Consider the following 20,495-nt stretch of genomic DNA (forward strand, 5'->3'; position numbering starts at 1 on the left):
TTTTGCGGAAAATTTATAGAACAAGATGGAACAAGTTTATGTGATCATGTTAATTGCTTTAGGTGTTTTGGCAATTATAGACTTAGTTGTTGGTGTTAGTAATGATGCTGTGAACTTCTTAAATTCTGCAATTGGCTCAAAAGCAGTATCATTCAAAACGACTATGATCGTGGCAAGTGCTGGAGTTTTAGTTGGAGCTTTGTTTTCAAGCGGAATGATGGAAATTGCCCGAAGTGGTATTTTTGTGCCAAGCATGTTTAGTTTTAATGATGTGATGTTTATTTTCTTGGCTGTGATGATAGCCGATATTTTTTTACTGGATGTCTTTAATTCTTTAGGATTACCAACTTCAACAACAGTTTCTATTATTTTTGAGTTATTGGGAGCTGCGGTTTGTTTAGCACTTTATAAAATATATACTACTGATGATACTTTTGATAATTTAGGAATGTATATTAACACCAAAAAAGCTTCCGAGATTGTTTATAGTATATTACTTTCGGTAGTTTTATCTTTTTCTATAGGTAGTTTTGTGCAATATGCTTCCCGATTAATTTTTACTTTCCACTATGAAAAAAAATTAAAATATTTTGGAGCTATCTTTGGTGGAGTTGCTATAACAGCCATTACTTTCTTTATTTTAATCAAAGGTTTAAAAGGTGTTTCATTCATATCCAAAGAACAATTTGGGTGGATTAAAGATAACCAATTGCTTATTTTAGGGATAAATTTTGTTTTCTTTTTTGTACTTTCCCAAATACTTATTAGTTATTTTAAAACCAATATCTTAAAAGTTATTATTATTATTGGAACCTTTGCATTAGCATTGGCATTTGCTGGAAATGATTTGGTAAACTTTATTGGGGTGCCAATCGCTGCATTCAATTCCTATGAAATTTTTAATGGTAGTGGTATATCAGGTGATACTTTCATGATGGGAGCTTTGGCTGATGATAACATTGTAGCCCCATTTTATTTTTTATTATTTGCAGGTATTGTGATGGTTGTTACACTTTGGACCTCAAAAAAGGCAAAGAGTGTCATCGAAACTGGAGTAAACCTTTCACGTCAAGGTGAGGGGATTGAAAAATTCACACCCAATACGGCTTCGAGAGGGATTGTTAGATTTGGTGTCGCTATTGGCGAGGGTATTAATTATTTTTTGCCAAAAAAACTACAAATAAAAATCGATAACAGATTTAAAAATGTAGAAAGAACTACTAAAATGACCGATGACGAACCAGCTTTCGATATGGTTAGAGCTTCTGTAAACCTTATGGTTGCTAGTATTTTGATTTCTATTGGAACTTCTTTAAAATTACCACTTTCTACTACTTATGTGACCTTTATGGTGGCAATGGGAACCTCATTTGCTGATCGAGCTTGGGACAGAGAAAGTGCAGTTTATAGGATTGCTGGAGTTTTTAAAGTAATTGGAGGTTGGTTCTTTACCGCAATCGTTGCTTTTTTACTGGCTTTTATATTGGCTTATATTCTAAAAGTAGGTGAAGTTTTTGCCTTTGTAGCTTTATTGCTTTTGCTTGGGATTTTGTTGTATAGAAGTGCTAGAAAACACAAACAAAAAGTTAAAAATGAGGACGAAATAAAGAGTTTGCGAAAGGAAGACATAGGTAACGTTACTGAAATGATCACAGAAAGTTCGGCCCAAATTTCAAAAGTGTTTAGAAAAACAAGTGCTTTATATTCTAATTTGATCGATAACCTGAGTTTACAAGATTTAGCCAAATTAAAAGAAAATAAAAAAGATCAAAAGAAGCTAGAAAAGGAAATAGACGAATTAAAGAGCAATGTGTTTTATTTCATCAAAAATCTGGATGATAACTCAGTTGAAGCTAGTAAATTTTATATTCTTATCCTGGGTTATTTGCAAGATATGGTTCAATCTATCGATTTTATTACTTCAAACAGTTATTCGCATGTAAATAATAATCACAAGCAATTAAAATTCAATCAAATTCGTGATTTGAAAACCATAGATGGTCAATTGCAAAACTTATTACAAGTTTTAGAAGATAGTTTTAAAACAGAAGATTTCTCAAAAATCGACCTCATTTTAAAGGACAAACAAGTTGTTTTGGATACAGTTTCTGAATTAATTTCAAAGCAAATTAGAAGGATCAGGACTACTGAAACCAGCCCGAAAAACAGCAAATTATATTTTTCTTTGTTGCTGGAAACTAATGATTTAGTGAAGTCAATTATGAATTTATTGGAATTGTTTAAGGAGTTCAATGAACTCAATAAGAAATAAAAAGAATTAATGGAGTAATCCCCAAAGGTTTTTTATTCCTAGAATAGTATCAAAAAAAAGTGATTTTGAAGTTCGGATGATAAAATCTTCCTTCACCTGTTCTTTCCTAAAAAAGACAAAACCCCATTGAAATGTGTCGATTGTGACCGTTACTTTGGGGTGTTTTTTTATAATTTCCCAAGCTTCTTCCATTCCTACAGACCAATGGATGTCGTCGAAAATCCAAACGGTTTCGTTGGAAATAGTTGGCAATAAAAGTTCGAAATAATTTAAGGTTGCTTGTTTAGAATGATTTCCGTCGAAGTAGATAAGGTTTAAGGTTTGAGGTTTAAGGTTTAAGGTTTGCAGGTAGCTTTCAAATTCAGTTACAACAAAATTGATTTTATTTTTAATTGGTAATAATTGTAATTGATTTTTAGCAATTGTGATTGTATTTAGACAACCTTCTAAAGTGGTAATTTCAGCAAAATTATTTTGAGCTAAAGCAGAAGTTGCTAAACCCAGAGAAGTTCCGATTTCTAAAATTTTTTCGGGTTGAAAATAATTTACCAATCGAAACAAAAGCTGTGCATCTTTTGAAGAAATACCGGCATTTTTTGCAATTTGGTTTATTGACCTTGTGTTTGATTTAAAAACCCTCGAACCCGCTCCAAAATCAGTGACTTCGATTGTGTTTTTGTTTTGCAAAAGCGAATTTCGATAGTCATCCAAAATTTTATAGGCTTCATAATTTTTCTTGTCATAAAAACATTTCCAAACCAAATCAAAAACAAACGGCGAATGCACTCCGTGAGCATTAGTCGATTTCCACAGGAATTTTAAATATGATTTGAAAATATGTTGCATAATTTATAAAGTGGAGCGAAGATACAAATAGAATTGCAATCAGAAAATTTGCCACAGATTTGGAGAATTTAAATGATTTTAAAATTTTACAGAAAAAATCCGTGCTAATCTGTATAATCTGTGGCAAAAAATAAAACCTATCTTTGCATCCGATGAATTCGCAAAAGCAATTCTACTGAATGATAATGAACGAAGAAATAGAAACACAAAATATACTTTCTGCAGAAGATATCGACCGCTGTATCGCAGTTTTAGAACAATTAAATGCAGAAACTTCCCAAATTTTTGAAATTCCAAAAGAGCAAAGAACCGCTTTAATCAAAGCGGCCGGAAAGTTCTCAAGACCCGATCGGGAAGAGTTTTCAAAAAGAAAAAAAGATGCAAAGGCTTTAGCCAAAAAAAGAGAAGAAACCAGGGATAGAACTGCGAGAAAAGAAACCGGGATTCGTTCGGCTCGTGAGGCAAGCGTTTTTGTTGCCCCAAAATTATTGGCTTCAAATGAACTTCTGAATAAAGAAATACCAGAACTTAAAATCCCAAAAACCTGCTACATCTGCAAAACAAAATTCACGAAGATGCACCATTTTTATGATACGATGTGTACAGATTGTGGCGATTTCAATTATGCAAAACGTTTTCAAACCGCCGATGTAAACGGACAAATTGCCGTTATCACAGGTTCTCGTTTAAAAATTGGCTATCATATAACTTTGATGTTGTTGAGAGGTGGAGCGACAGTAATTGCTACAACTCGTTTTCCAGTAGATTCTGCCATTCGCTTTGCGAAAGAAGAAGATTTCAAAGATTGGGGACATCGTTTAAAAATTCACGGATTGGATTTGCGACATATTCCAAGCGTGGAGATTTTCTGCAATTTCATCGAGCAAAAATACGGACGATTGGATATTTTGATTAATAATGCGGCACAAACCGTGAGAAGACCTTCTGGTTTTTATGCACATATGATGGAAAATGAAGAAAAACCCATTTCGTCTTTTCATCCAGATGTTCAAAGCTTGTTGAACGACCATTTGAACTGTCTAGAAGAATTAAAAATACTGACAATCGGTGCTTCTTCCAACCAAAATATGCCGGTAACTTGGCACGGACCTGAACCTGGAATTGGTTTGAGGGCTTCCGCCAAATTATCGCAGATTCCTTATTCGTTTGACAATACGTTGGTGGCACAAGAAGTTTTCCCTGAAGGAGAATTGGATGCCGACTTGCAACAAGTTGATTTAAGAAAAACCAACAGCTGGCGTTTAAAGTTGGGTCAAATTGAAACCACTGAAATGATCGAAGTGCAATTGGTTAATTCTGTAGCACCATTCGTTTTGTGCAACCGACTTTCGGAAGTGATGAAGAAAGACAAAACGGGAAAAAAACACATTATAAACGTTTCGGCGATGGAAGGCAAGTTTTACCGAGATTTCAAGGAGGACCGCCATCCACATACCAATATGGCGAAAGCCGCTTTGAATATGTTGACACATACAGCAGCAGGAACTTTGGCAAAAGACGGTATTTTTATGAACGCCGTTGACACCGGTTGGGTAACGGATGAAGATCCAGCCGAATTGGCCAAAAAGAAACAAGAAGAAAAAGATTTTCAACCACCATTGGATATTGTAGATGGTGCGGCAAGAGTGATGGATCCTTTATTCGACGGCATCAATACAGGAAAACATTGGTGCGGTAAATTTTTGAAAGATTATAATCCGATAGCTTGGTAAGCTAGATTTATACAAATGAAAAAGCCACAACAGAATGTATAATGTTGTGGCTTTTTCATTTCTAAGAATAAATTTAAGAACCTGCAAAAGAGGTTCCAAAAACACCTACTGCAAGTTCAGCCCAAACTAGGAACAGAACAACTAAAGTTCCTAATACCATTCCGATTCTGGCTCTTTTTTCTTTTACATTTCTAGCTATAACCTCAATCACGATTCCGGTTCCTAACAAAAGGATTCCGGCAATTATAAAGTCGGATACGGTCCAAACGACCTCATTTGTGAATTGCATTGCCACTAGAGGAATGCATAAAAGTACTGCTACAGCTATAAAAATATCCATTAATCTTTTATTTTCCATAACGTTTCAAGTTTAAATTCTTAACAAATATAATAAACTTTGAAATACAAAGTACTTTTAAATTAAAAATATTTTATACTTTTGAAAAAAAATAAATTGGTATGGAATTATTTGTAGCACAAGATTCAATTGTTCGGAAGATATGGGGAAAGAGCGACACGGTGCTTTTTATTTTTGCTGGAGCTTCAGCAGAATTTGCATTAAACAAAGCTGTCGATTGGTTGTACTACACAGGAAAACTACCTTCAGACCCGTTGGGAAGATTATTTTCAACAGTAAGTTATGCAAGAAAAATTGTTTTCTCCTCAGCGGAACAAGCTAATGAATCCATAGATTTCATAGCCCATATTCATAATTCGGTAGAAAAGAGTAGGGGAATAGCAATTCCTGATTGGGCTTATCGCGATGTACTTTTTATGCTCATTTATTTTTCAATTGCTTCGTATGAATTGCTTGAAAGAAAACTGACCGATTTAGAAAAAGAAGAAGTATATAATGTTTTTTATAGAGTTGGATTACGAATGGGTTTGAAAGAATTACCTATAAATTACATGGATTGGTTGCCTGTTCGGGATGCACATTTAAAAGAAAATTTAGAAAAAAGCAATTTCACCATCGATTTATTCAAGCAATATAAAAAGCATCTTGGAACAATTCGGTTCAATTTATTAGTAGGGGTTCAGAAATTAATTGTACCAAAAATTGCCAAAGACAAGCTTTTCAAAAACAATTTCTCACTCTTAAAACCAATCGTCAAAATTTACAAAATAAGTAAAGTACTAAAAATGGATTCAGTCATAAAAGAACTCTTACTTCCGTCAGAATATAAAAGTCAAATCAAGGAAATCGACATCCAATAGAAACACAATCCAAACAAAAAACCGCAACAAAATAATTGTCACGGTTTCCCATATCTCAATGAGCCTTAATTTCTTAATGTTTCAAAAATCTGTGCTAATCCGAGAAATCTGTGGCTAAAAAAAAACTTTATGCCACAGATTAAAAGATTATAAAAGATTTTCTTAATCCAAACAAAAAACCGCAACAAAATAATTGTCACGGTTTCCCATATCTCAATAAGCCTTAATTTCTTAATGTTTCAAAAATCTGTGAAAATCTGTGTTTATCCCTCCATTTTAGCAGATAACTCAAACCATCTTTCCTCTTTATCCTCCATCTTTTTAATAATCACCTGTAACTCATTCGCTCTTTTCTCAATTTCCGAATCAGCAACTTTTCCTTCAGAAAACAACAATTCAATTTTAGATTTTTCAAATTCTAAGTCCTTAATCTCACGCTCAATTTTCTGAAATTCCTTTTGTTCATTAAAAGTCAAATTCCCAGTAGGATTATTTTGCTTCCAAGCCTTTTTCTCCGTTTTATTGTCTTCTTTTTGTTGTACATCGGCACTGTCTTCATACGCTCTGAAATCCGAATAATTCCCAGGGAAATTCTCAATCACGCCATCGCCTCTAAACACAAAAAGCAAATCGACAATCTTGTCCATAAAATAACGGTCGTGCGAAACCACCAACAAACATCCCGGATAATCCAATAAAAAACTCTCCAAGACATTCAATGTCACGATATCCAAATCATTCGTGGGCTCATCCAAAATCAAAAAGTTTGGATTCTGAATCAAAACCGTACACAAATACAACCTTTTTAATTCGCCTCCGCTTAATTTCTCTACGTAATCGTATTGCTTCTTGCTATCAAAAAGAAAACGCTCCAGCAATTGCGAAGCCGAAATAATCTTCCCTTTCGTTAGTGGAATATATTCGCCGTACTCCTTAATAATATCAATAACACGCTGTCCAGGTTTCGGATTAATCCCGCTTTGTGTATAATATCCAATTTTGATCGTCTCACCAACAACCACTTTTCCAGAATCCAACGGAATCGTTCCTGTCAATAAATTCAAAAATGAAGATTTTCCCGTTCCATTCTTCCCGATAATTCCGATTCTTTCGCCACGTTGAAAATCAAAACTGAAATTATCCAAGATAACTTTATCATCAAACTTCTTCGAAATCTTATGAAGCTCAATGATTTTGCTACCCATTCGCTCCATATTGATTTCCAGTTCGACTTTATTTTCTTTTCGTCGGCTTTCCGCTTTTTCCTTGATGACGTAAAAATCATCCTGACGTGATTTCGATTTGGTCGTTCTCGCCTTAGGTTGTCTTCGCATCCATTCCAATTCCTTCTTGAAAAGGTTCTGAGCCTTGTCAATACTCGAATTTTTCGAAGCAATTCGCTCTTCCTTTTTCTCCAAGTAATAAGAATAGTTTCCTTTATATTGGTATAATTTTCCGTTGTCCAACTCTATGATTTCGTTACAAACACGCTCCAAGAAGAAACGGTCGTGCGTCACCATAAACAACGTAATATTCTCCTTCGCAAAATAACTTTCCAGCCACTCAATCATCTCCAAATCCAAGTGATTCGTAGGCTCATCCAAAATCAGTAAGTCTGGTCGGTTAATCAAAATAATCGCCAATGAAAGCCTTTTTTTCTGTCCACCCGAAAGATTTTTTACCTTCAATTTAAAATCCTCCAGCTTCAATTTAAACAAAATCTGCTTAAACTGCGTTTCAAAATCCCACGCATTATGTTGGTCCATTCGGTCAAAAGCCCTTTGGTAAGCTTCCTCATCCTCAGGGTTTTCCAATGCCTTTTCATATTCCTGAATCACCCTCAGCGTCTCATTATCACTCGCAAAAATACTTTCCTCAATCGTCAGTTCCTCTTGCAAATTATTATCCTGCGACAAAAACGACATTTTGATATCTTTTCGCACCACAACTTGTCCCGTATCACTCTCGTCCTCGCCATTAATAATTTTCATGATCGACGTCTTTCCCGAGCCATTCTTGGCGATAAAAGCAATCTTCTGGTCCTTATTGATTCCAAACGAAATGTCCTTGAAAAGCGTTCTTTCGCCAAACGATTTCGATATATTTTCTACTGATAAATAATTCACTATGGTAATTTTTTTGCAAAAATAGCCTTTTGTTTCAAGTTTAATGTTCAAAGTTTCAAGTTTATTTAGAAACGAAAGGTTTGGTCTCTATTTGCTATCCATGTTCCCGCCTTCCTTCCAAATCTTTTTATTTTTTTAAAGAAAAAAAATAAAAAGGATTTTCCCTCCAGTCGGGGTTAGTTAAAAATCTATTTGAATTTTTGGAATCTTCCCGACTCATCTTTGTCGACATCCTAATAGTCCCGAAGCTTCGGGACTGTTAGGATTCTAACGTCAAAATTTCCTAAAATTAAAAAATCCTTAACAAAAAAATGTCAAAATGTCTTTCTGAAAACGACAATTTTTCATCCCAAATCCACTGGCACATAACTTGTTAATTCTAAAAACAGAAATAAAGTTTAACCTAAAATCTATATCAAATGGAACTAGTAAAAAGAAACAGCAGCAATGGCTTATTTCCATCGTTGATGGAAGAATTATTCAGACCAGATTGGGCAGGAGGCCAAAACTTAACCACAAACAGAAGCGTTCCGCCAGTAAACATTAGAGAAACCGACAACGCTTATGAAGTAGAACTTTCAGCACCTGGAAACAAAAAGGAAGATTTCAATATCAATGTCGAAAATGATTTGCTCACCATTTCTTCTCAGTTTTCAGAAAACAAGACCGAAGAAGTAGGTAAATATACTAGAAGAGAATTCTCTTTTTCAGCATTCCAACGTTCGTTCACATTGCCAGAAACGGTAAAGGATGACGATATCAAGGCAACCTATGAAGATGGAATCTTGAAAATTACCTTGCCTAAAAAAGAAGAAGCGTTGCCAAAACCAAAACGTACTATTGAGATTTTTTAAATTTTAATAGTTTAGATAGAAAGCGTCTTTCAAGACGCTTTTTTTATGTCCAATTGGCAATATATAGTCACACAAAGATTTCGTATATTTGAAATTCAAAACTAATAGCCATGGATTCAAAACGAAAAGATATCGCCAAAGAGCCTTCTGAAGTCTATGAAACTTCTTCAAAAATTGATGTAAATATTGAAAACCATCCACTATTTGCTAAAGTAATAGAAAAATCTAAAAAAGATTTGAAAGAAGGAAAAGGTATTCCACATGAAGTTGTAATGAGAAATTTAAAAGAAAAATATCCTTTTTTAAAATGATGTATGATATAATTTGGGATGTAAAAGCTCAAATAACTCTTGAAGAAGAATTCAATTATATTTTGTTCAAGTGGAATTTCAAGGAGGTTAAAAAGTTCAATGATTTAGTTGAAGAGAATTTGAGAAGACTATCAATAAACCCTGAAATAGGCGTTTTTAATACTACTTTAAAATTCTATAGTTTAATTATTTCTAAACAAACCACATTATATTACAGTTTTAATTCAGATATGAAAACAATAGAACTTCACTTTTTTTTCAATAATCAAAAAAATCCTGAAGAATTAAATAAGTTGCTTTAAATTCGCAACATGCAATTATCAGTCGTCATCCTCAATTATAACGTCCGCTATTTTTTGGAGCAATGTGTCTTGAGTGTTCAAAAAGCCACTCAAAACTTCAATGCCGAGATAATTGTAGTCGATAATAATTCTCCCGACGACAGTTGCCAGATGATAAAAGAGCGTTTCCCAGATGTTATTCTCATCGAGAATAAAGAAAATTTGGGCTTCCCAAAAGGCAATAACATTGGAGCAAAAATTGCAAGCGGAAAATACATCTGCATTCTAAACCCTGATACCGTTGTTGCTGAAGATACTTTTGAAAAAACATTGGCTTTCGCCAAAAAACAAGAAAATCTCGGAATCATCGGATGCAAATTAATAGACGGAACCGGTAACTTTTTGCCCGAATCAAAACGTGGCATTCCTACACCATTTGTGGCTTTCACTAAAATTTTCGGATTATACAAAATCTTTCCAGGCATCAAATCCTTTGGTAAATATTATGCGTCACATCTGACCCCAGATCAAACCGGAAAAGTCGATATCCTAGTTGGAGCTTTTATGCTCATGGAAAAAGATTTATACGAAGAATTGGGCGGTTTTGATGAAAGATATTTTATGTATGGTGAAGATATTGATTTATCTTTTAGTGCTTTAAAATCAGGTAAACTCAACCATTATTTCCATGAAACAACGGTTATACATTATAAAGGAGAGAGTACAGTAAAGGATAATACTTATATGAAACGCTTTCAAGAAGGTATGGATTTATTTTATGATAAGAATTTAAAACCATCTATTTTCTTTTCTGCTTTTATGAAACTCGGAACGCTAATTTTCTCTTTTATCAAAATGTTTCAAGGAAAATCAAGACCTTCAGCTGCCCCTGGATCCTATATTTTAATATCTGATAATCCTGCCTTAAAGGAAAAATTACAACAAAATCTAAAAAAAAATATACAAATTGCAACAATAGAAAACCAAAAAGCAGTATTTTCGCAAACGTTTTCGAAAGCAAAACCAACAGAGGTAATTTTAGATGCAAATTACCTCACGTTCAAAGAAAGCATTCATATTTTGGATACACAAAAACAAAAGAATCTAACCTTTAAAATAGTGCCAATTACTTCCAATTTTATCATTGGAAGTAACAGCAGTAATGATAGAGGCGAGATAATTGTTCTTTAAACTATAATTTTCGGATTTAAGAATTTTAGTAAAAACTTAATGATTCTTAATTTCTTAATGGTTTAAAATTACATTAAATTTGTGCATTCAGTAATTAAGATAACATTCCTGTAAAATTATATAATTCGTAGTTTAACCTAAAAATTATCACTAATTTTGCATCAAGAAATTAAAAATTCACCATTAGGTTAGCAATATGGCAAAATTTGAATTGAAACTTCCAAAAATGGGAGAAAGCGTTGCAGAAGCAACCATTACCAATTGGTTAAAAAAAGTAGGTGACCCAATCGAAGCCGATGAAGCGGTTCTTGAAATTGCTACTGATAAAGTAGATTCAGAAGTGCCGTCAGAAGTTTCAGGAGTCTTGTCTGAAATCCTTTTCAACGTTGATGATGTTGTAAAAGTAGGACAAACAATCGCCTATATTGAAGTTTCTGGAGGAGTAGCAGTTGAAGCTCCAAAAGAGGAAGCTCCAGCATCTGTAGCCACAATCGAAAAAACGGTTGAAAGTGCAAAAGAAGCTGTTGCCACACCACAAGATTTCTCTAATTCTGAAAAATTCTTTTCTCCTTTAGTAAAAAATATTGCCAAAGAAGAAGGGGTTTCAGTTGCAGAATTAGAAGCCATCAATGGTTCTGGAAAAGATGGGCGAGTTACCAAAGACGATATATTAAATCACATTAAAAATAGAGGAAGTCAGCCAGCTCCGGCAGTTGCACAACCTTCTGCAAATGTTACTCCAGCTAAAGTTGCTGAAGCACCAAAATCTGCTCCAGTTTCTGTAAACGGTGGCGACGAAATTGTAGAAATGGACCGTATGCGAAAACTGATTTCAGGCTATATGGTCGCTTCAGTTCAAACATCGGCTCACGTTCAGTCGTTTATCGAAGTAGATGTGACAAACATCGTGAAATGGAGAGATAAGGTAAAAACAGCATTCGAAAAAAGAGAAGGTGAAAAATTGACTTTCACACCAATCTTTATGGAAGCTGTTGCAAAAGCATTAAAAGATTTCCCAGGAATGAACATTTCTGTCGATGGAGATTTCATCATCAAAAGAAAAAACATCAACCTTGGAATGGCGGCTGCATTGCCAAACGGAAACCTTATTGTTCCGGTTATCAAAAATGCTGATCAGTTGAATATTGTTGGTATGGCAAAAGCAGTTAACGATTTAGGGAACCGTGCAAAAGCAGGAAAACTAAAACCAGACGATACACAAGGCGGAACTTATACTGTGACAAACGTTGGAACTTTTGGAAGTGTTTTCGGGACGCCAATCATCAACCAGCCACAAGTAGGAATTCTAGCTCTTGGTGCCATCAGAAAAGTACCAGCCGTTATCGAAACTCCAGAAGGCGATTTCATCGGAATCCGTCAAAAAATGTTCCTTTCGCATTCGTATGACCACAGGGTTGTAGATGGTGCATTGGGTGGAAGCTTTGTGAAACGCGTTGCAGAGTATCTTGAAGCGTTTGACATTAATAGAGATTATTAAAAAAAAAACATAGATTAGGAGACTCCCAAAAGCAATTTTGGGAGTTTTTTTTATTTTAAGACTTTTGCATTTGTTAAATTTAGAGTATATTTAAAACAAAAACAACAAGATGAGTTTGCTTAGGAAATTTTTGACTTATACGAATCTTCATTCTGAAATGGATGATTATGACGTGATCCATGAATCTATTCAAAAGGATATTATTTTTAAGGGAACCAATCTTTGGATTTTGGTGTTCGCGATTTTTATTGCATCGATTGGCTTGAATATGAATTCGACTGCCGTAATCATTGGTGCGATGTTAATTTCACCTTTGATGGGACCCATAAACGGAATGGGTTACAGCATTGCAACCTATAATTTTGCCTTGTTTAGGAAGGCACTCAAGAATTTTGCTTTTGCTGTTATTGCCAGTTTGTTTGCTTCAACTGTTTATTTTCTGCTAAGCCCTGTTTCAACCGCTCATTCTGAACTATTGGCACGAACAAGTCCTACGATCTATGATGTTTTGATTGCTCTTTTTGGAGGATTGGCAGGAATTGTAGCCATCAGCAGTCGTCAAAAAGGCAATGTTATTCCTGGTGTAGCTATTGCAACCGCTTTAATGCCACCGCTTTGTACGGCTGGATATGGTTTGGCGAATGGAGATATGACCTTTTTTCTTGGTGCTTTTTATCTTTTTACAATCAACACCGTTTTTATCGGGATTTCTTCCGTTTTGATATCACGCTTTTTGAAATTTCCAATTACAAGTCTGGTCAAAGAAGGTCAAAAGGCAAAGGTGGTACGATGGACTTCATTCGTTATTGCAATTACCTTAATTCCAAGTATTTATTTTGGATATCTTTTGGTGCAAGCCGAACGTTTTACGGAAAGAGCCAATAAATTTATTGCAGAAGTTAGTGTTTATCAAGGCAGTTATTTGCTAAAGAATGATATCGATGCGAGGAACAGGACAATCAGTTTGATTTATGGTGGAAATGATCTGTCAAAAACAGATAAACAGGAAATTACAAAAAGGGCTACAGCTTATGTGTTGACCGATGCGACATTAATTTTCAAGCAAGGGTTTTCATTTAATGAAGGAAAGGAAAATGTGAACCAAATAGATAAGCTTAAAACCGAAGTTAACCGATTGAATCTAGCTTTGAAAGAGAATAAAAAAGACACGGACAGTATAATATCTAAACCCAAAATAGGGAAGCAGCTATTGATGGAAATCAAAACACTTTTTCCTGAGATAAAAGCCTGTTCGTATGCTGAAACAGTTTCTTTTGGTGATAGTACAAAAACTGATGCCATAAAAATTGTAGTGCTGGAAACTACCAAGAAAGGTTTGACTACTGAGTCACGCAATAGAATTAATAGCTGGTTGAAAAAGAGGTTGGAAACGGAAAAGGTTAAAACTTTTTTTGAGTAAATTTTTTTAGTGGCTTGAGTGTGTGGCTCTTGCTGGAATCAAAACTTTGTCTGTATTGGAATTCGACAATCTTGGTCGAAAAGTTAAAAGAGTGCCTAAAGTTTTTAATCTACCCCCGATGCTGTCCCGAAGTTTCGGGATTTGAGCTCTTAAACCTTTGACCAACAGGTTTAAAGAGAGTTGCTGCAGCGGGAACATGATTGAAAAAGGTCTTTTGATTTGGTCTTAAAAAAACATATAGCTTAAAAGGATTCTTTGTTTTTGTTGGGTATAAAAGTGCTGTTTTGTAAACGAATTGACCTTAAAAACTTTTATCTTTGCCATCCAAACAAAACCCACGAAATGGAATTAAAATTAACAAAGCCCATCTGCTTTTTTGACCTCGAAACCACAGGAATAGATATTACGAAAGACAGGATTGTTGAAATAGCAATTTTTAAAGTTTTTCCGAATGGAAACAAGGAAAGCAGGACTTGGCTTGTAAACCCAACAATTCCAATTCCGGCAGAATCGACTGCAGTTCATGGAATTACGAATGAAAAAGTAGCTAATGAACCCACTTTTAAAGAACTAGCTACGACGGTATACAATATGATTAAGGATTCTGACCTTGCAGGGTTTAATTCTGACCGGTTTGATATTCCGCTTTTGGCCGAGGAATTATTGAGAGCCGGTGTTGATTTTGATATGAAAAATAGCGTTTCGGTTGATATTCAGACGATTTTTCATAAAAAAGAAGAACGAACTTTGAGTGCAGCTTATAAATTTTATTGCAATGAAAGTCTTGAAAATGCCCATTCCGCAGAAGCTGATACGATGGCAACTTATGAAATTTTGAAGGCACAGCTCGAGCGATATGACGATTTGCCTCATGACATGAAATCACTTTCAGAATATACTACTAGAAAAAAATCAGTGGATTTTGCAGGTTTTATCGCTTTGGATAAAGATAATGAAGAGGTTTTTACTTTTGGGAAACACAAAGGTGCAAAAGTAGATAAGGTTTTGGAAACCGAGCCGGGTTATTTTGGCTGGATCCAAAATGCTGATTTCCCTTTGTATACTAAGAAGGTTTTGACGGCAATTAAGTTGAGAAAATTAAATACGAAATAGTGTTCAGTGTTCAGTTTTCAGTAGGCAGTACTGATGACTGAACACTGATAACTGAACACTTTATAAAATGAAGATAATTTGCATCGGTAGGAATTATACTAAGCATATTGAGGAATTGCAGAACGAAAGACCAACGGAACCTGTGATTTTCTTGAAACCCGATACGGCAATTTTGCCAAAGAATTTTCCGTTTTTCATTCCTGATTTTAGCAGTGATATCCATCATGAAGTGGAGATTTTGGTAAAGATTAACCGAGTTGGAAAGCATATCGATCCAAAATTTGCTCATAAATATTATGAGGAGATTGGTCTTGGAATTGATTTTACGGCTCGAGATGTTCAATCGAAATTGAAAGAAAAAGGGCTTCCGTGGGAAAAAGCAAAAGCATTTGATGGATCGGCAGTGATTGGAGAATTTTTGCCAAAATCAAGTTTTAATTCGCTTGAAAACATTAGCTTTGAGTTGAAGAATAACGGAGAAACGGTTCAGGCAGGAAATACATCGCACATGCTCTGGAAAATTGACGAACTGATTTCATACGTTTCTCAGTATTTTACATTAAAAATTGGCGATATTATTTTTACTGGAACACCAGAAGGAGTTGCTCAAGTGAAAACCGAAGATGTTTTGGAGGGTTTTATAGAAGGAAAAAAACTATTTAGAATACAGGTAAAATAGATGGCTTTACACTATAATTTAGCAAAGGTTTATGCAATTTCAGAAAATGATACTGATTTTGTGATGGATATCGTTACACTCTTTGTGGTCGATGTTCCACAAGATTTGCTTGAAATGAAGAATGCCATCAAAGAAAAAGAGCATCAGAAAGCTTATAGCTATGCCCATAAAATAAAGCCAACTCTGGACTTGTTAGGAATGACTGTAGCCCATGAGGAAATTATTTTTATCGAAGATTGGTCGAGAAAAGAAGGCAAAAAGCGTGAAATAATTGAAACCTATAAAAGCATCGAAAACCGTATCGAAAAAGCGGTAAAGGAGATTCGAAAAGATTTTAATATATAAAAAGCAAGAGTAAGCCCAAAGATTGGAAAGCCTCCTTGGGGGTTTGGGGCTAAATCCCAAAATCAAAACATGAAAGCAACAATTGTTACCATTGGCGACGAAATACTTATAGGTCAAATTGTCGATACAAATTCGGGGTTCATTGCAAAATCACTAGATAAAATTGGAATAGAAATCAATGAAATGATTTCTATTTCGGATGACAAGAACCATATTTTGGAAACGTTTTCTAAGTTGCAAAATAAGGTAGATCTGGTTTTGATTACCGGAGGACTAGGACCAACAAAAGACGATATCACCAAGAAAACCTTCTGCGATTATTTTGAAGATGAATTAGTGGTGAATCCAGAAGTTTTAGCTCACGTTACCCAACTTATAGAAGGAATTTACAAACGGCCCATCTCGCAACTGAACAAAGACCAAGCTTTGGTGCCTTCAAAATGCATGGTTTTGTTCAACAAATTCGGGACTGCTCCAGGAATGTGGATGAAAAAGGAAGACACTGTTTTTATTTCCTTACCTGGCGTTCCTTACGAAATGAAAGGTCTAGTTGAGAATGAGATTGTTCCTAAAATCATCAAGGAATACAAACGTCCTTATATATTGCATCAAACGATTTTGACGTATGGTCAAGGTGAAAGTCTTGTTGCAGAACGAATTGAAGAGTGGGAAAACAACCTTCCAGAATTTATAAAATTAGCCTATTTGCCAAGTCCGGGAAGAGTTCGCCTCCGACTTTCAGCAAGAGGAACTGATGAGGAAAAATTGAAAAAATCAATTGCTGAAAATGTAACTTCACTCGCCAAAATCATTGGTGACATCATCGTTGGTTTTGATGATAGTGAAACCATAGAAGTAGTTTTAGGCAGAATTCTAACCCAGCAAAAAAAGACCATTTCAACCGCCGAAAGTTGCACAGGAGGGAAGATAGCACAGGTTTTAACTTCCATTCCGGGTTCGTCGGCCTATTTCAAGGGAAGTGTCGTGAGCTATGCAAAAGAAACTAAAATCAATGTCTTGAAAGTTTCCGAAGAAACCATAAAAAAACATTCCGTTGTAAGTGAAGAGGTTGCAAAAGAGATGGCGCTTTCTATTCAAAATATGATGGCTACAGATTATGCAATTTCCGTAACAGGAAATGCGGGACCAGCTAAGGATGATACCGATGAAGAAATTGGGACCGTTTTTATCGCTTTGGCAACACCCGAAAACGTAATCGTAGAAAAGTTTAATTTCGGCCAACCACGTGAGAAAGTGATAGATAGAGCTGTAAATAAAAGTTTAGAAATGCTACAAAAAGAAATTTTAAAAAATGTACTTTAATTATTTTGCATATAAGGTTTATTTTTCTTTTCTTTGCACCCTGATTTTGAATAACGATAAAAGATAAGCATAATGTCAAGAGTTTGTGACCTTACAGGTAAAAGAGCGATGGTAGGAAATAATGTTTCTCACGCGATGAACAAGACTAAGAGAAAATTTTCTGTAAACTTAGTTAAAAAACGTTTTTATCTTCCTGAAGAAGATAGATGGATTACTCTTAGAGTAGCTGCATCTACAGTAAAAACAATCAACAAAAATGGAATCGCTGCAGTTTTGAAACAAGCTAAAGCTAACGGATTTATTAAATAATCCTTCCCAATAAATATATAGCAAGATGGCAAAGAAAGGTAATAGAATCCAGGTAATTTTAGAATGTACTGAGCACAAGACTTCTGGTGTTCCAGGGACTTCAAGATACATCACAACAAAGAACAAAAAAAATACTCCAGATAGATTAGAGATTAAAAAATTTAATCCAATCTTGAAACGTGTAACTGTTCACAAAGAAATTAAATAATAATTAGAGATTTTGATGCAATTTCAAATGTTCACATTTAAGGATTGTATTAAAATATAAAAACATTTGTAACCATGGCAAAGAAAACCGTAGCAACATTACAGACAGCTTCTAAGAGATTATCAAAAGCCATCAAAATGGTGAAATCTCCAAAAACAGGTGCATATACATTCGTAGAATCTATCATGTCTCCAGAACTTGTTGATGAATTCTTGAAAAAGAAATAATTCAAAATACAGTATATACAAAAGCTACTTTCAACTCGGAAGTAGCTTTTTTATTTTTATATTTGTCGTAAAATTTTAAGGAGCAAGGCAAAAGACATTTTTTAATCGTAGTTCCCGCTTTCCATTACAATCTTATTGTTCTGAACCCCAGAACAAAAAGGATTTCCATTGCAATCGGGGCTAAAATGAAGACAAAAGGCATTCTTTTAACTTTAGGAAAAAAATCCTAAATCCTTATCCCGTCCCGAAATTTCGGGATCGGGACTAAATCTAAAGTAAAAAATGAGTTTTTTTAAAAGAATATTTTCATCCGAAAAAAAGGAAAGTCTCGACAAAGGACTTGAAAAGACAAAAACAACTTTCTTTTCTAAGCTAACCAAAGCTGTAGCAGGAAAATCAAAAGTTGACGACGAAGTACTCGATAATCTGGAGGAAATCCTAGTTGCCTCAGATGTTGGGGTGGATACCACTTTAAAAATTATCAAGCGAATTGAAAAACGTGTTTCCGAAGATAAATACCTCGGAACCGACGAGCTCAATCAAATTCTTCGTGAGGAAATAGCTGCTTTATTATCGGAAACCAATACTGGAAACGATTCAGAATTTGAAATTCCAAAAGATAAAAAGCCTTATGTGATTATGGTGGTTGGTGTAAACGGAGTTGGAAAAACCACGACTATCGGTAAGCTTGCTTATCAATTCAATAAAGCCGGCTATAAAGTAGTTCTTGGTGCAGCCGATACTTTTCGTGCAGCTGCAATCGACCAATTGCAAATTTGGGCAGACAGGGTTGGAATCCCAATCGTGAAACAGCAAATGGGAAGTGATCCAGCTTCTGTAGCTTTTGATACTTTAAAATCTGCTTTAACCCAAAATGCAGATGTGGTGATTATTGATACTGCAGGACGTTTGCACAACAAGGTTAACTTGATGAACGAGCTGACGAAAGTGAAGCGAGTGATGCAAAAAGTAGTAGAAGACGCTCCACACGATGTGATGTTGGTTTTGGATGGTTCTACTGGTCAGAATGCTTTTGAACAAGCAAAACAATTTACAGCTGCAACCGAAGTAACCTCATTAGCGGTTACAAAACTAGATGGAACCGCAAAAGGTGGAGTTGTTATTGGAATTTCAGATCAATTCCAGATTCCTGTTAAATACATCGGAGTAGGTGAAGGAATAGAAGATTTGCAAGTATTTAATAAATTTGAATTTGTAGATTCTTTTTTCAAATAATAGTTACAAATGAAGCAATTGAAACCTTTACATCTTTACTTGATTTTTATAGTCATAATAATTATTGCAAGGTGTTTTGAAAATAAACTTCCTTTACTTTATTATATTTTAGTAGTTATAGGATTTGTGTTTTTCTTTTTAGCTTTAAAAAAATACTTTAAGAAATAAGAATAAATGCGTTATTGATATAACGCATTTATTTTTTGCCATAATTCTTCGTCAAAACCAGAAAGTGCAAAGGTTGGATTATCTGGATTAGCAACATCTCCCATTCGGATCACGACCATTTTTTTACTTGGAATTACATAAATTTTTTGATCGTTTTTTCCTAATGCCATAAACATGTCATTTGGTCCAGACGAAATTAGAGTTCCTTGAAATTCAAATTGGGTTTGTGGTAAATGATAACTTGATTTTCCATTCAACCACCATAAATAACCGTAAGCTTCATTTATATTTTGAGAAGTTGTGGTGGAAGCCGTAAAATAATTTTCATTCAAAATGACTTCGTTTTCCCATTTTCCTTTGTTGAGTATCAGCAGGCCAAAACGTGCCATACTTCTTGTTGTACTAGTGTAAACGCTGTTGTTTCCGAGGTTGACCCAATTACCATTCATTCCAATTTTGTCGCGTAATTTTGAATTGAAATAACTATTGTAGGTTTGTCCGCTTGCTTCGGCAATGACATCTTGAAGTTTCACGTAGACATTGTGATAAGCCCAACGCGTTCCAGCATCAGCTTTATAAGTCAAACATTCTGGAGTGACGCAATCTTCGTTTTCTTGATCGTCAATTCCAGAGGTCATGGTAAGTAAGTGCTTGTTGGTAATGAGATTTTCTTTTTCTGGAGTCAGACTTGTCCATCCCATTCCCAAATAATCCGAAACTTTGTCGTTGATATTGAGTAGGTTTTCCTGTTCGGCAATTCCTGTCATGGTTGCAGTCAGGGTTTTTCCGGCACTTGCCCAATACCAATTTGTGGTGGCTGTATGTCCGTTGAAGTAGTTTTCGAGTACTATTTTTCCATCCACTAAAATGATGAATCCTTTGGTGTGTTTTTGTTCCAAAAAGGTGAGCAGTGGTGCAACTGCGTTTTCGTTCCAACCTAATTCAGAAACGGTTTTGGTTTCCCAAGTTGTGCCTTGAAGTGGAGGGAAGTATAGTGTTTGTTCTGGATCTGGATTGGTGTTTGGGCTTTCATCGGAAGAGCTGCATCCTAAAAACGAGATGAAAATCAGGGAGATGAAGTAAAATTTTTTCATGTTTTTTCGGTTTTAGAGTTAGACTTTAAAGATAGAAAATAGT

General features: G+C 35.0%; 21 protein-coding genes. 17 read left to right on the plus strand and 4 right to left on the minus strand.

Going from position 1 to position 20,495, the window contains the following annotated elements:
• The first annotated feature begins 25 nt into the window (after nt 1-25).
• Entirely contained in the window at nt 26-2,272 is a 2,247-nt protein-coding gene (locus G508_RS0105190; protein ID WP_026704320.1) for an inorganic phosphate transporter, read from the plus strand.
• 6 nt (nt 2,273-2,278) lie between these two features.
• Here the strand turns inward: G508_RS0105190 and G508_RS18620 are convergent, their stop codons facing one another.
• Nucleotides 2,279-3,118 (minus strand): O-methyltransferase, encoded by an 840-nt coding sequence (locus tag G508_RS18620; protein WP_051197465.1) that lies wholly within the window; start codon nt 3,116-3,118, stop codon nt 2,279-2,281.
• Nucleotides 3,119-3,297: 179 nt separating this feature from the next.
• On the opposite strand from G508_RS18620, the gene G508_RS0105200 reads away from it, so the two are divergent.
• Complete coding sequence (locus tag G508_RS0105200; protein WP_407918630.1) at nt 3,298-4,851, plus strand: SDR family NAD(P)-dependent oxidoreductase; 1,554 nt, start codon at nt 3,298-3,300, stop codon at nt 4,849-4,851.
• A gap of 73 nt (nt 4,852-4,924) precedes the next feature.
• On the opposite strand, the gene G508_RS0105205 is transcribed toward G508_RS0105200, so the two are convergent.
• A complete protein-coding gene (locus G508_RS0105205; protein ID WP_026704322.1) occupies nt 4,925-5,209 on the minus strand; it encodes a hypothetical protein in 285 nt (94 codons plus the stop codon).
• Nucleotides 5,210-5,310: 101 nt separating this feature from the next.
• Between G508_RS0105205 and G508_RS0105210 the strand changes: the two genes are divergently transcribed.
• Entirely contained in the window at nt 5,311-6,069 is a 759-nt protein-coding gene (locus G508_RS0105210; RefSeq protein ID WP_026704323.1) for an oxygenase MpaB family protein, read from the plus strand.
• A 263-nt stretch (nt 6,070-6,332) separates the two neighbouring features.
• On the opposite strand, the gene G508_RS0105215 is transcribed toward G508_RS0105210, so the two are convergent.
• Nucleotides 6,333-8,195, minus strand: a complete 1,863-nt coding sequence (locus G508_RS0105215) for an ABC-F family ATP-binding cassette domain-containing protein (protein ID WP_026704324.1) — start codon at nt 8,193-8,195, stop codon at nt 6,333-6,335.
• A 419-nt stretch (nt 8,196-8,614) separates the two neighbouring features.
• Between G508_RS0105215 and G508_RS0105220 the strand changes: the two genes are divergently transcribed.
• From G508_RS0105220 to ftsY, 14 genes are all read left to right on the plus strand, one after another.
• The gene (locus G508_RS0105220; RefSeq protein ID WP_026704325.1) at nt 8,615-9,049 is read left to right on the plus strand and encodes an Hsp20/alpha crystallin family protein; all 435 of its coding nucleotides are present in this window, start codon (nt 8,615-8,617) and stop codon (nt 9,047-9,049) included.
• Between the two features lie 110 nt (nt 9,050-9,159).
• Complete coding sequence (locus G508_RS0105225; protein WP_026704326.1) at nt 9,160-9,360, plus strand: hypothetical protein; 201 nt, start codon at nt 9,160-9,162, stop codon at nt 9,358-9,360.
• On the plus strand, nt 9,357-9,662 hold the full coding sequence (locus tag G508_RS0105230; protein ID WP_026704327.1) for a type II toxin-antitoxin system RelE/ParE family toxin: 306 nt from the start codon (nt 9,357-9,359) through the stop codon (nt 9,660-9,662). The genes G508_RS0105225 and G508_RS0105230 overlap by 4 nt, the downstream gene beginning before the upstream one ends.
• A 9-nt stretch (nt 9,663-9,671) precedes the next feature.
• A complete protein-coding gene (locus G508_RS0105235; RefSeq protein ID WP_026704328.1) occupies nt 9,672-10,832 on the plus strand; it encodes a glycosyltransferase family 2 protein in 1,161 nt (386 codons plus the stop codon).
• A 196-nt stretch (nt 10,833-11,028) separates the two neighbouring features.
• The gene (locus G508_RS0105240) at nt 11,029-12,330 is read left to right on the plus strand and encodes a dihydrolipoamide acetyltransferase family protein (protein ID WP_026704329.1); all 1,302 of its coding nucleotides are present in this window, start codon (nt 11,029-11,031) and stop codon (nt 12,328-12,330) included.
• Between the two features lie 109 nt (nt 12,331-12,439).
• On the plus strand, nt 12,440-13,750 hold the full coding sequence (locus G508_RS0105245) for a DUF389 domain-containing protein (RefSeq protein ID WP_035694113.1): 1,311 nt from the start codon (nt 12,440-12,442) through the stop codon (nt 13,748-13,750).
• Between the two features lie 342 nt (nt 13,751-14,092).
• Nucleotides 14,093-14,863, plus strand: coding sequence for a 3'-5' exonuclease (locus tag G508_RS0105250; protein WP_026704331.1), 771 nt, complete (start codon nt 14,093-14,095; stop codon nt 14,861-14,863).
• Nucleotides 14,864-14,930: 67 nt separating this feature from the next.
• Nucleotides 14,931-15,542 carry a fumarylacetoacetate hydrolase family protein gene (locus tag G508_RS0105255; protein WP_026704332.1) on the plus strand — a complete coding sequence of 204 codons (612 nt, stop codon included), beginning with the start codon at nt 14,931-14,933 and terminating at the stop codon, nt 15,540-15,542.
• Nucleotides 15,543-15,887, plus strand: coding sequence for an Hpt domain-containing protein (locus G508_RS0105260; RefSeq protein WP_026704333.1), 345 nt, complete (start codon nt 15,543-15,545; stop codon nt 15,885-15,887). It begins immediately after the preceding gene.
• 69 nt (nt 15,888-15,956) lie between these two features.
• Nucleotides 15,957-17,210 carry a competence/damage-inducible protein A gene (locus tag G508_RS0105265; RefSeq protein ID WP_026704334.1) on the plus strand — a complete coding sequence of 418 codons (1,254 nt, stop codon included), beginning with the start codon at nt 15,957-15,959 and terminating at the stop codon, nt 17,208-17,210.
• A 72-nt stretch (nt 17,211-17,282) separates the two neighbouring features.
• Nucleotides 17,283-17,519 carry a 50S ribosomal protein L28 gene (gene rpmB / locus G508_RS0105270; RefSeq protein ID WP_026704335.1) on the plus strand — a complete coding sequence of 79 codons (237 nt, stop codon included), beginning with the start codon at nt 17,283-17,285 and terminating at the stop codon, nt 17,517-17,519.
• Between the two features lie 25 nt (nt 17,520-17,544).
• Entirely contained in the window at nt 17,545-17,727 is a 183-nt protein-coding gene (gene rpmG / locus G508_RS0105275; RefSeq protein ID WP_008253902.1) for a 50S ribosomal protein L33, read from the plus strand.
• 74 nt (nt 17,728-17,801) lie between these two features.
• A complete protein-coding gene (locus G508_RS19755) occupies nt 17,802-17,954 on the plus strand; it encodes a DUF4295 domain-containing protein (protein ID WP_084625915.1) in 153 nt (50 codons plus the stop codon).
• A 282-nt stretch (nt 17,955-18,236) separates the two neighbouring features.
• Entirely contained in the window at nt 18,237-19,190 is a 954-nt protein-coding gene (ftsY, locus tag G508_RS0105285; RefSeq protein WP_026704336.1) for a signal recognition particle-docking protein FtsY, read from the plus strand.
• 179 nt (nt 19,191-19,369) lie between these two features.
• On the opposite strand, the gene G508_RS0105290 is transcribed toward ftsY, so the two are convergent.
• Nucleotides 19,370-20,452, minus strand: a complete 1,083-nt coding sequence (locus G508_RS0105290) for a serine hydrolase domain-containing protein (protein ID WP_026704337.1) — start codon at nt 20,450-20,452, stop codon at nt 19,370-19,372.
• Between the last annotated feature and the right edge of the window lie 43 nt (nt 20,453-20,495).

This window comes from Flavobacterium soli DSM 19725, assembly GCF_000422705.1.
In the GTDB taxonomy this organism is placed as follows: domain Bacteria; phylum Bacteroidota; class Bacteroidia; order Flavobacteriales; family Flavobacteriaceae; genus Flavobacterium; species Flavobacterium soli.

Coding starts and splice junctions, on each gene's coding strand:
- G508_RS0105190 (WP_026704320.1), top strand. CDS start 26: ATGGAACAAGTTTATGTGATCATGTTAATTGCTTTAGGTGTTTTGGCA.
- G508_RS18620 (WP_051197465.1), bottom strand. CDS start 3,118: ATGCAACATATTTTCAAATCATATTTAAAATTCCTGTGGAAATCGACT.
- G508_RS0105200 (WP_407918630.1), top strand. CDS start 3,298: ATGATAATGAACGAAGAAATAGAAACACAAAATATACTTTCTGCAGAA.
- G508_RS0105205 (WP_026704322.1), bottom strand. CDS start 5,209: ATGGAAAATAAAAGATTAATGGATATTTTTATAGCTGTAGCAGTACTT.
- G508_RS0105210 (WP_026704323.1), top strand. CDS start 5,311: ATGGAATTATTTGTAGCACAAGATTCAATTGTTCGGAAGATATGGGGA.
- G508_RS0105220 (WP_026704325.1), top strand. CDS start 8,615: ATGGAACTAGTAAAAAGAAACAGCAGCAATGGCTTATTTCCATCGTTG.
- G508_RS0105225 (WP_026704326.1), top strand. CDS start 9,160: ATGGATTCAAAACGAAAAGATATCGCCAAAGAGCCTTCTGAAGTCTAT.
- G508_RS0105230 (WP_026704327.1), top strand. CDS start 9,357: ATGATGTATGATATAATTTGGGATGTAAAAGCTCAAATAACTCTTGAA.
- G508_RS0105235 (WP_026704328.1), top strand. CDS start 9,672: ATGCAATTATCAGTCGTCATCCTCAATTATAACGTCCGCTATTTTTTG.
- G508_RS0105240 (WP_026704329.1), top strand. CDS start 11,029: ATGGCAAAATTTGAATTGAAACTTCCAAAAATGGGAGAAAGCGTTGCA.
- G508_RS0105245 (WP_035694113.1), top strand. CDS start 12,440: ATGAGTTTGCTTAGGAAATTTTTGACTTATACGAATCTTCATTCTGAA.
- G508_RS0105250 (WP_026704331.1), top strand. CDS start 14,093: ATGGAATTAAAATTAACAAAGCCCATCTGCTTTTTTGACCTCGAAACC.
- G508_RS0105255 (WP_026704332.1), top strand. CDS start 14,931: ATGAAGATAATTTGCATCGGTAGGAATTATACTAAGCATATTGAGGAA.
- G508_RS0105260 (WP_026704333.1), top strand. CDS start 15,543: ATGGCTTTACACTATAATTTAGCAAAGGTTTATGCAATTTCAGAAAAT.
- G508_RS0105265 (WP_026704334.1), top strand. CDS start 15,957: ATGAAAGCAACAATTGTTACCATTGGCGACGAAATACTTATAGGTCAA.
- rpmB (WP_026704335.1), top strand. CDS start 17,283: ATGTCAAGAGTTTGTGACCTTACAGGTAAAAGAGCGATGGTAGGAAAT.
- rpmG (WP_008253902.1), top strand. CDS start 17,545: ATGGCAAAGAAAGGTAATAGAATCCAGGTAATTTTAGAATGTACTGAG.
- G508_RS19755 (WP_084625915.1), top strand. CDS start 17,802: ATGGCAAAGAAAACCGTAGCAACATTACAGACAGCTTCTAAGAGATTA.
- ftsY (WP_026704336.1), top strand. CDS start 18,237: ATGAGTTTTTTTAAAAGAATATTTTCATCCGAAAAAAAGGAAAGTCTC.
- G508_RS0105290 (WP_026704337.1), bottom strand. CDS start 20,452: ATGAAAAAATTTTACTTCATCTCCCTGATTTTCATCTCGTTTTTAGGA.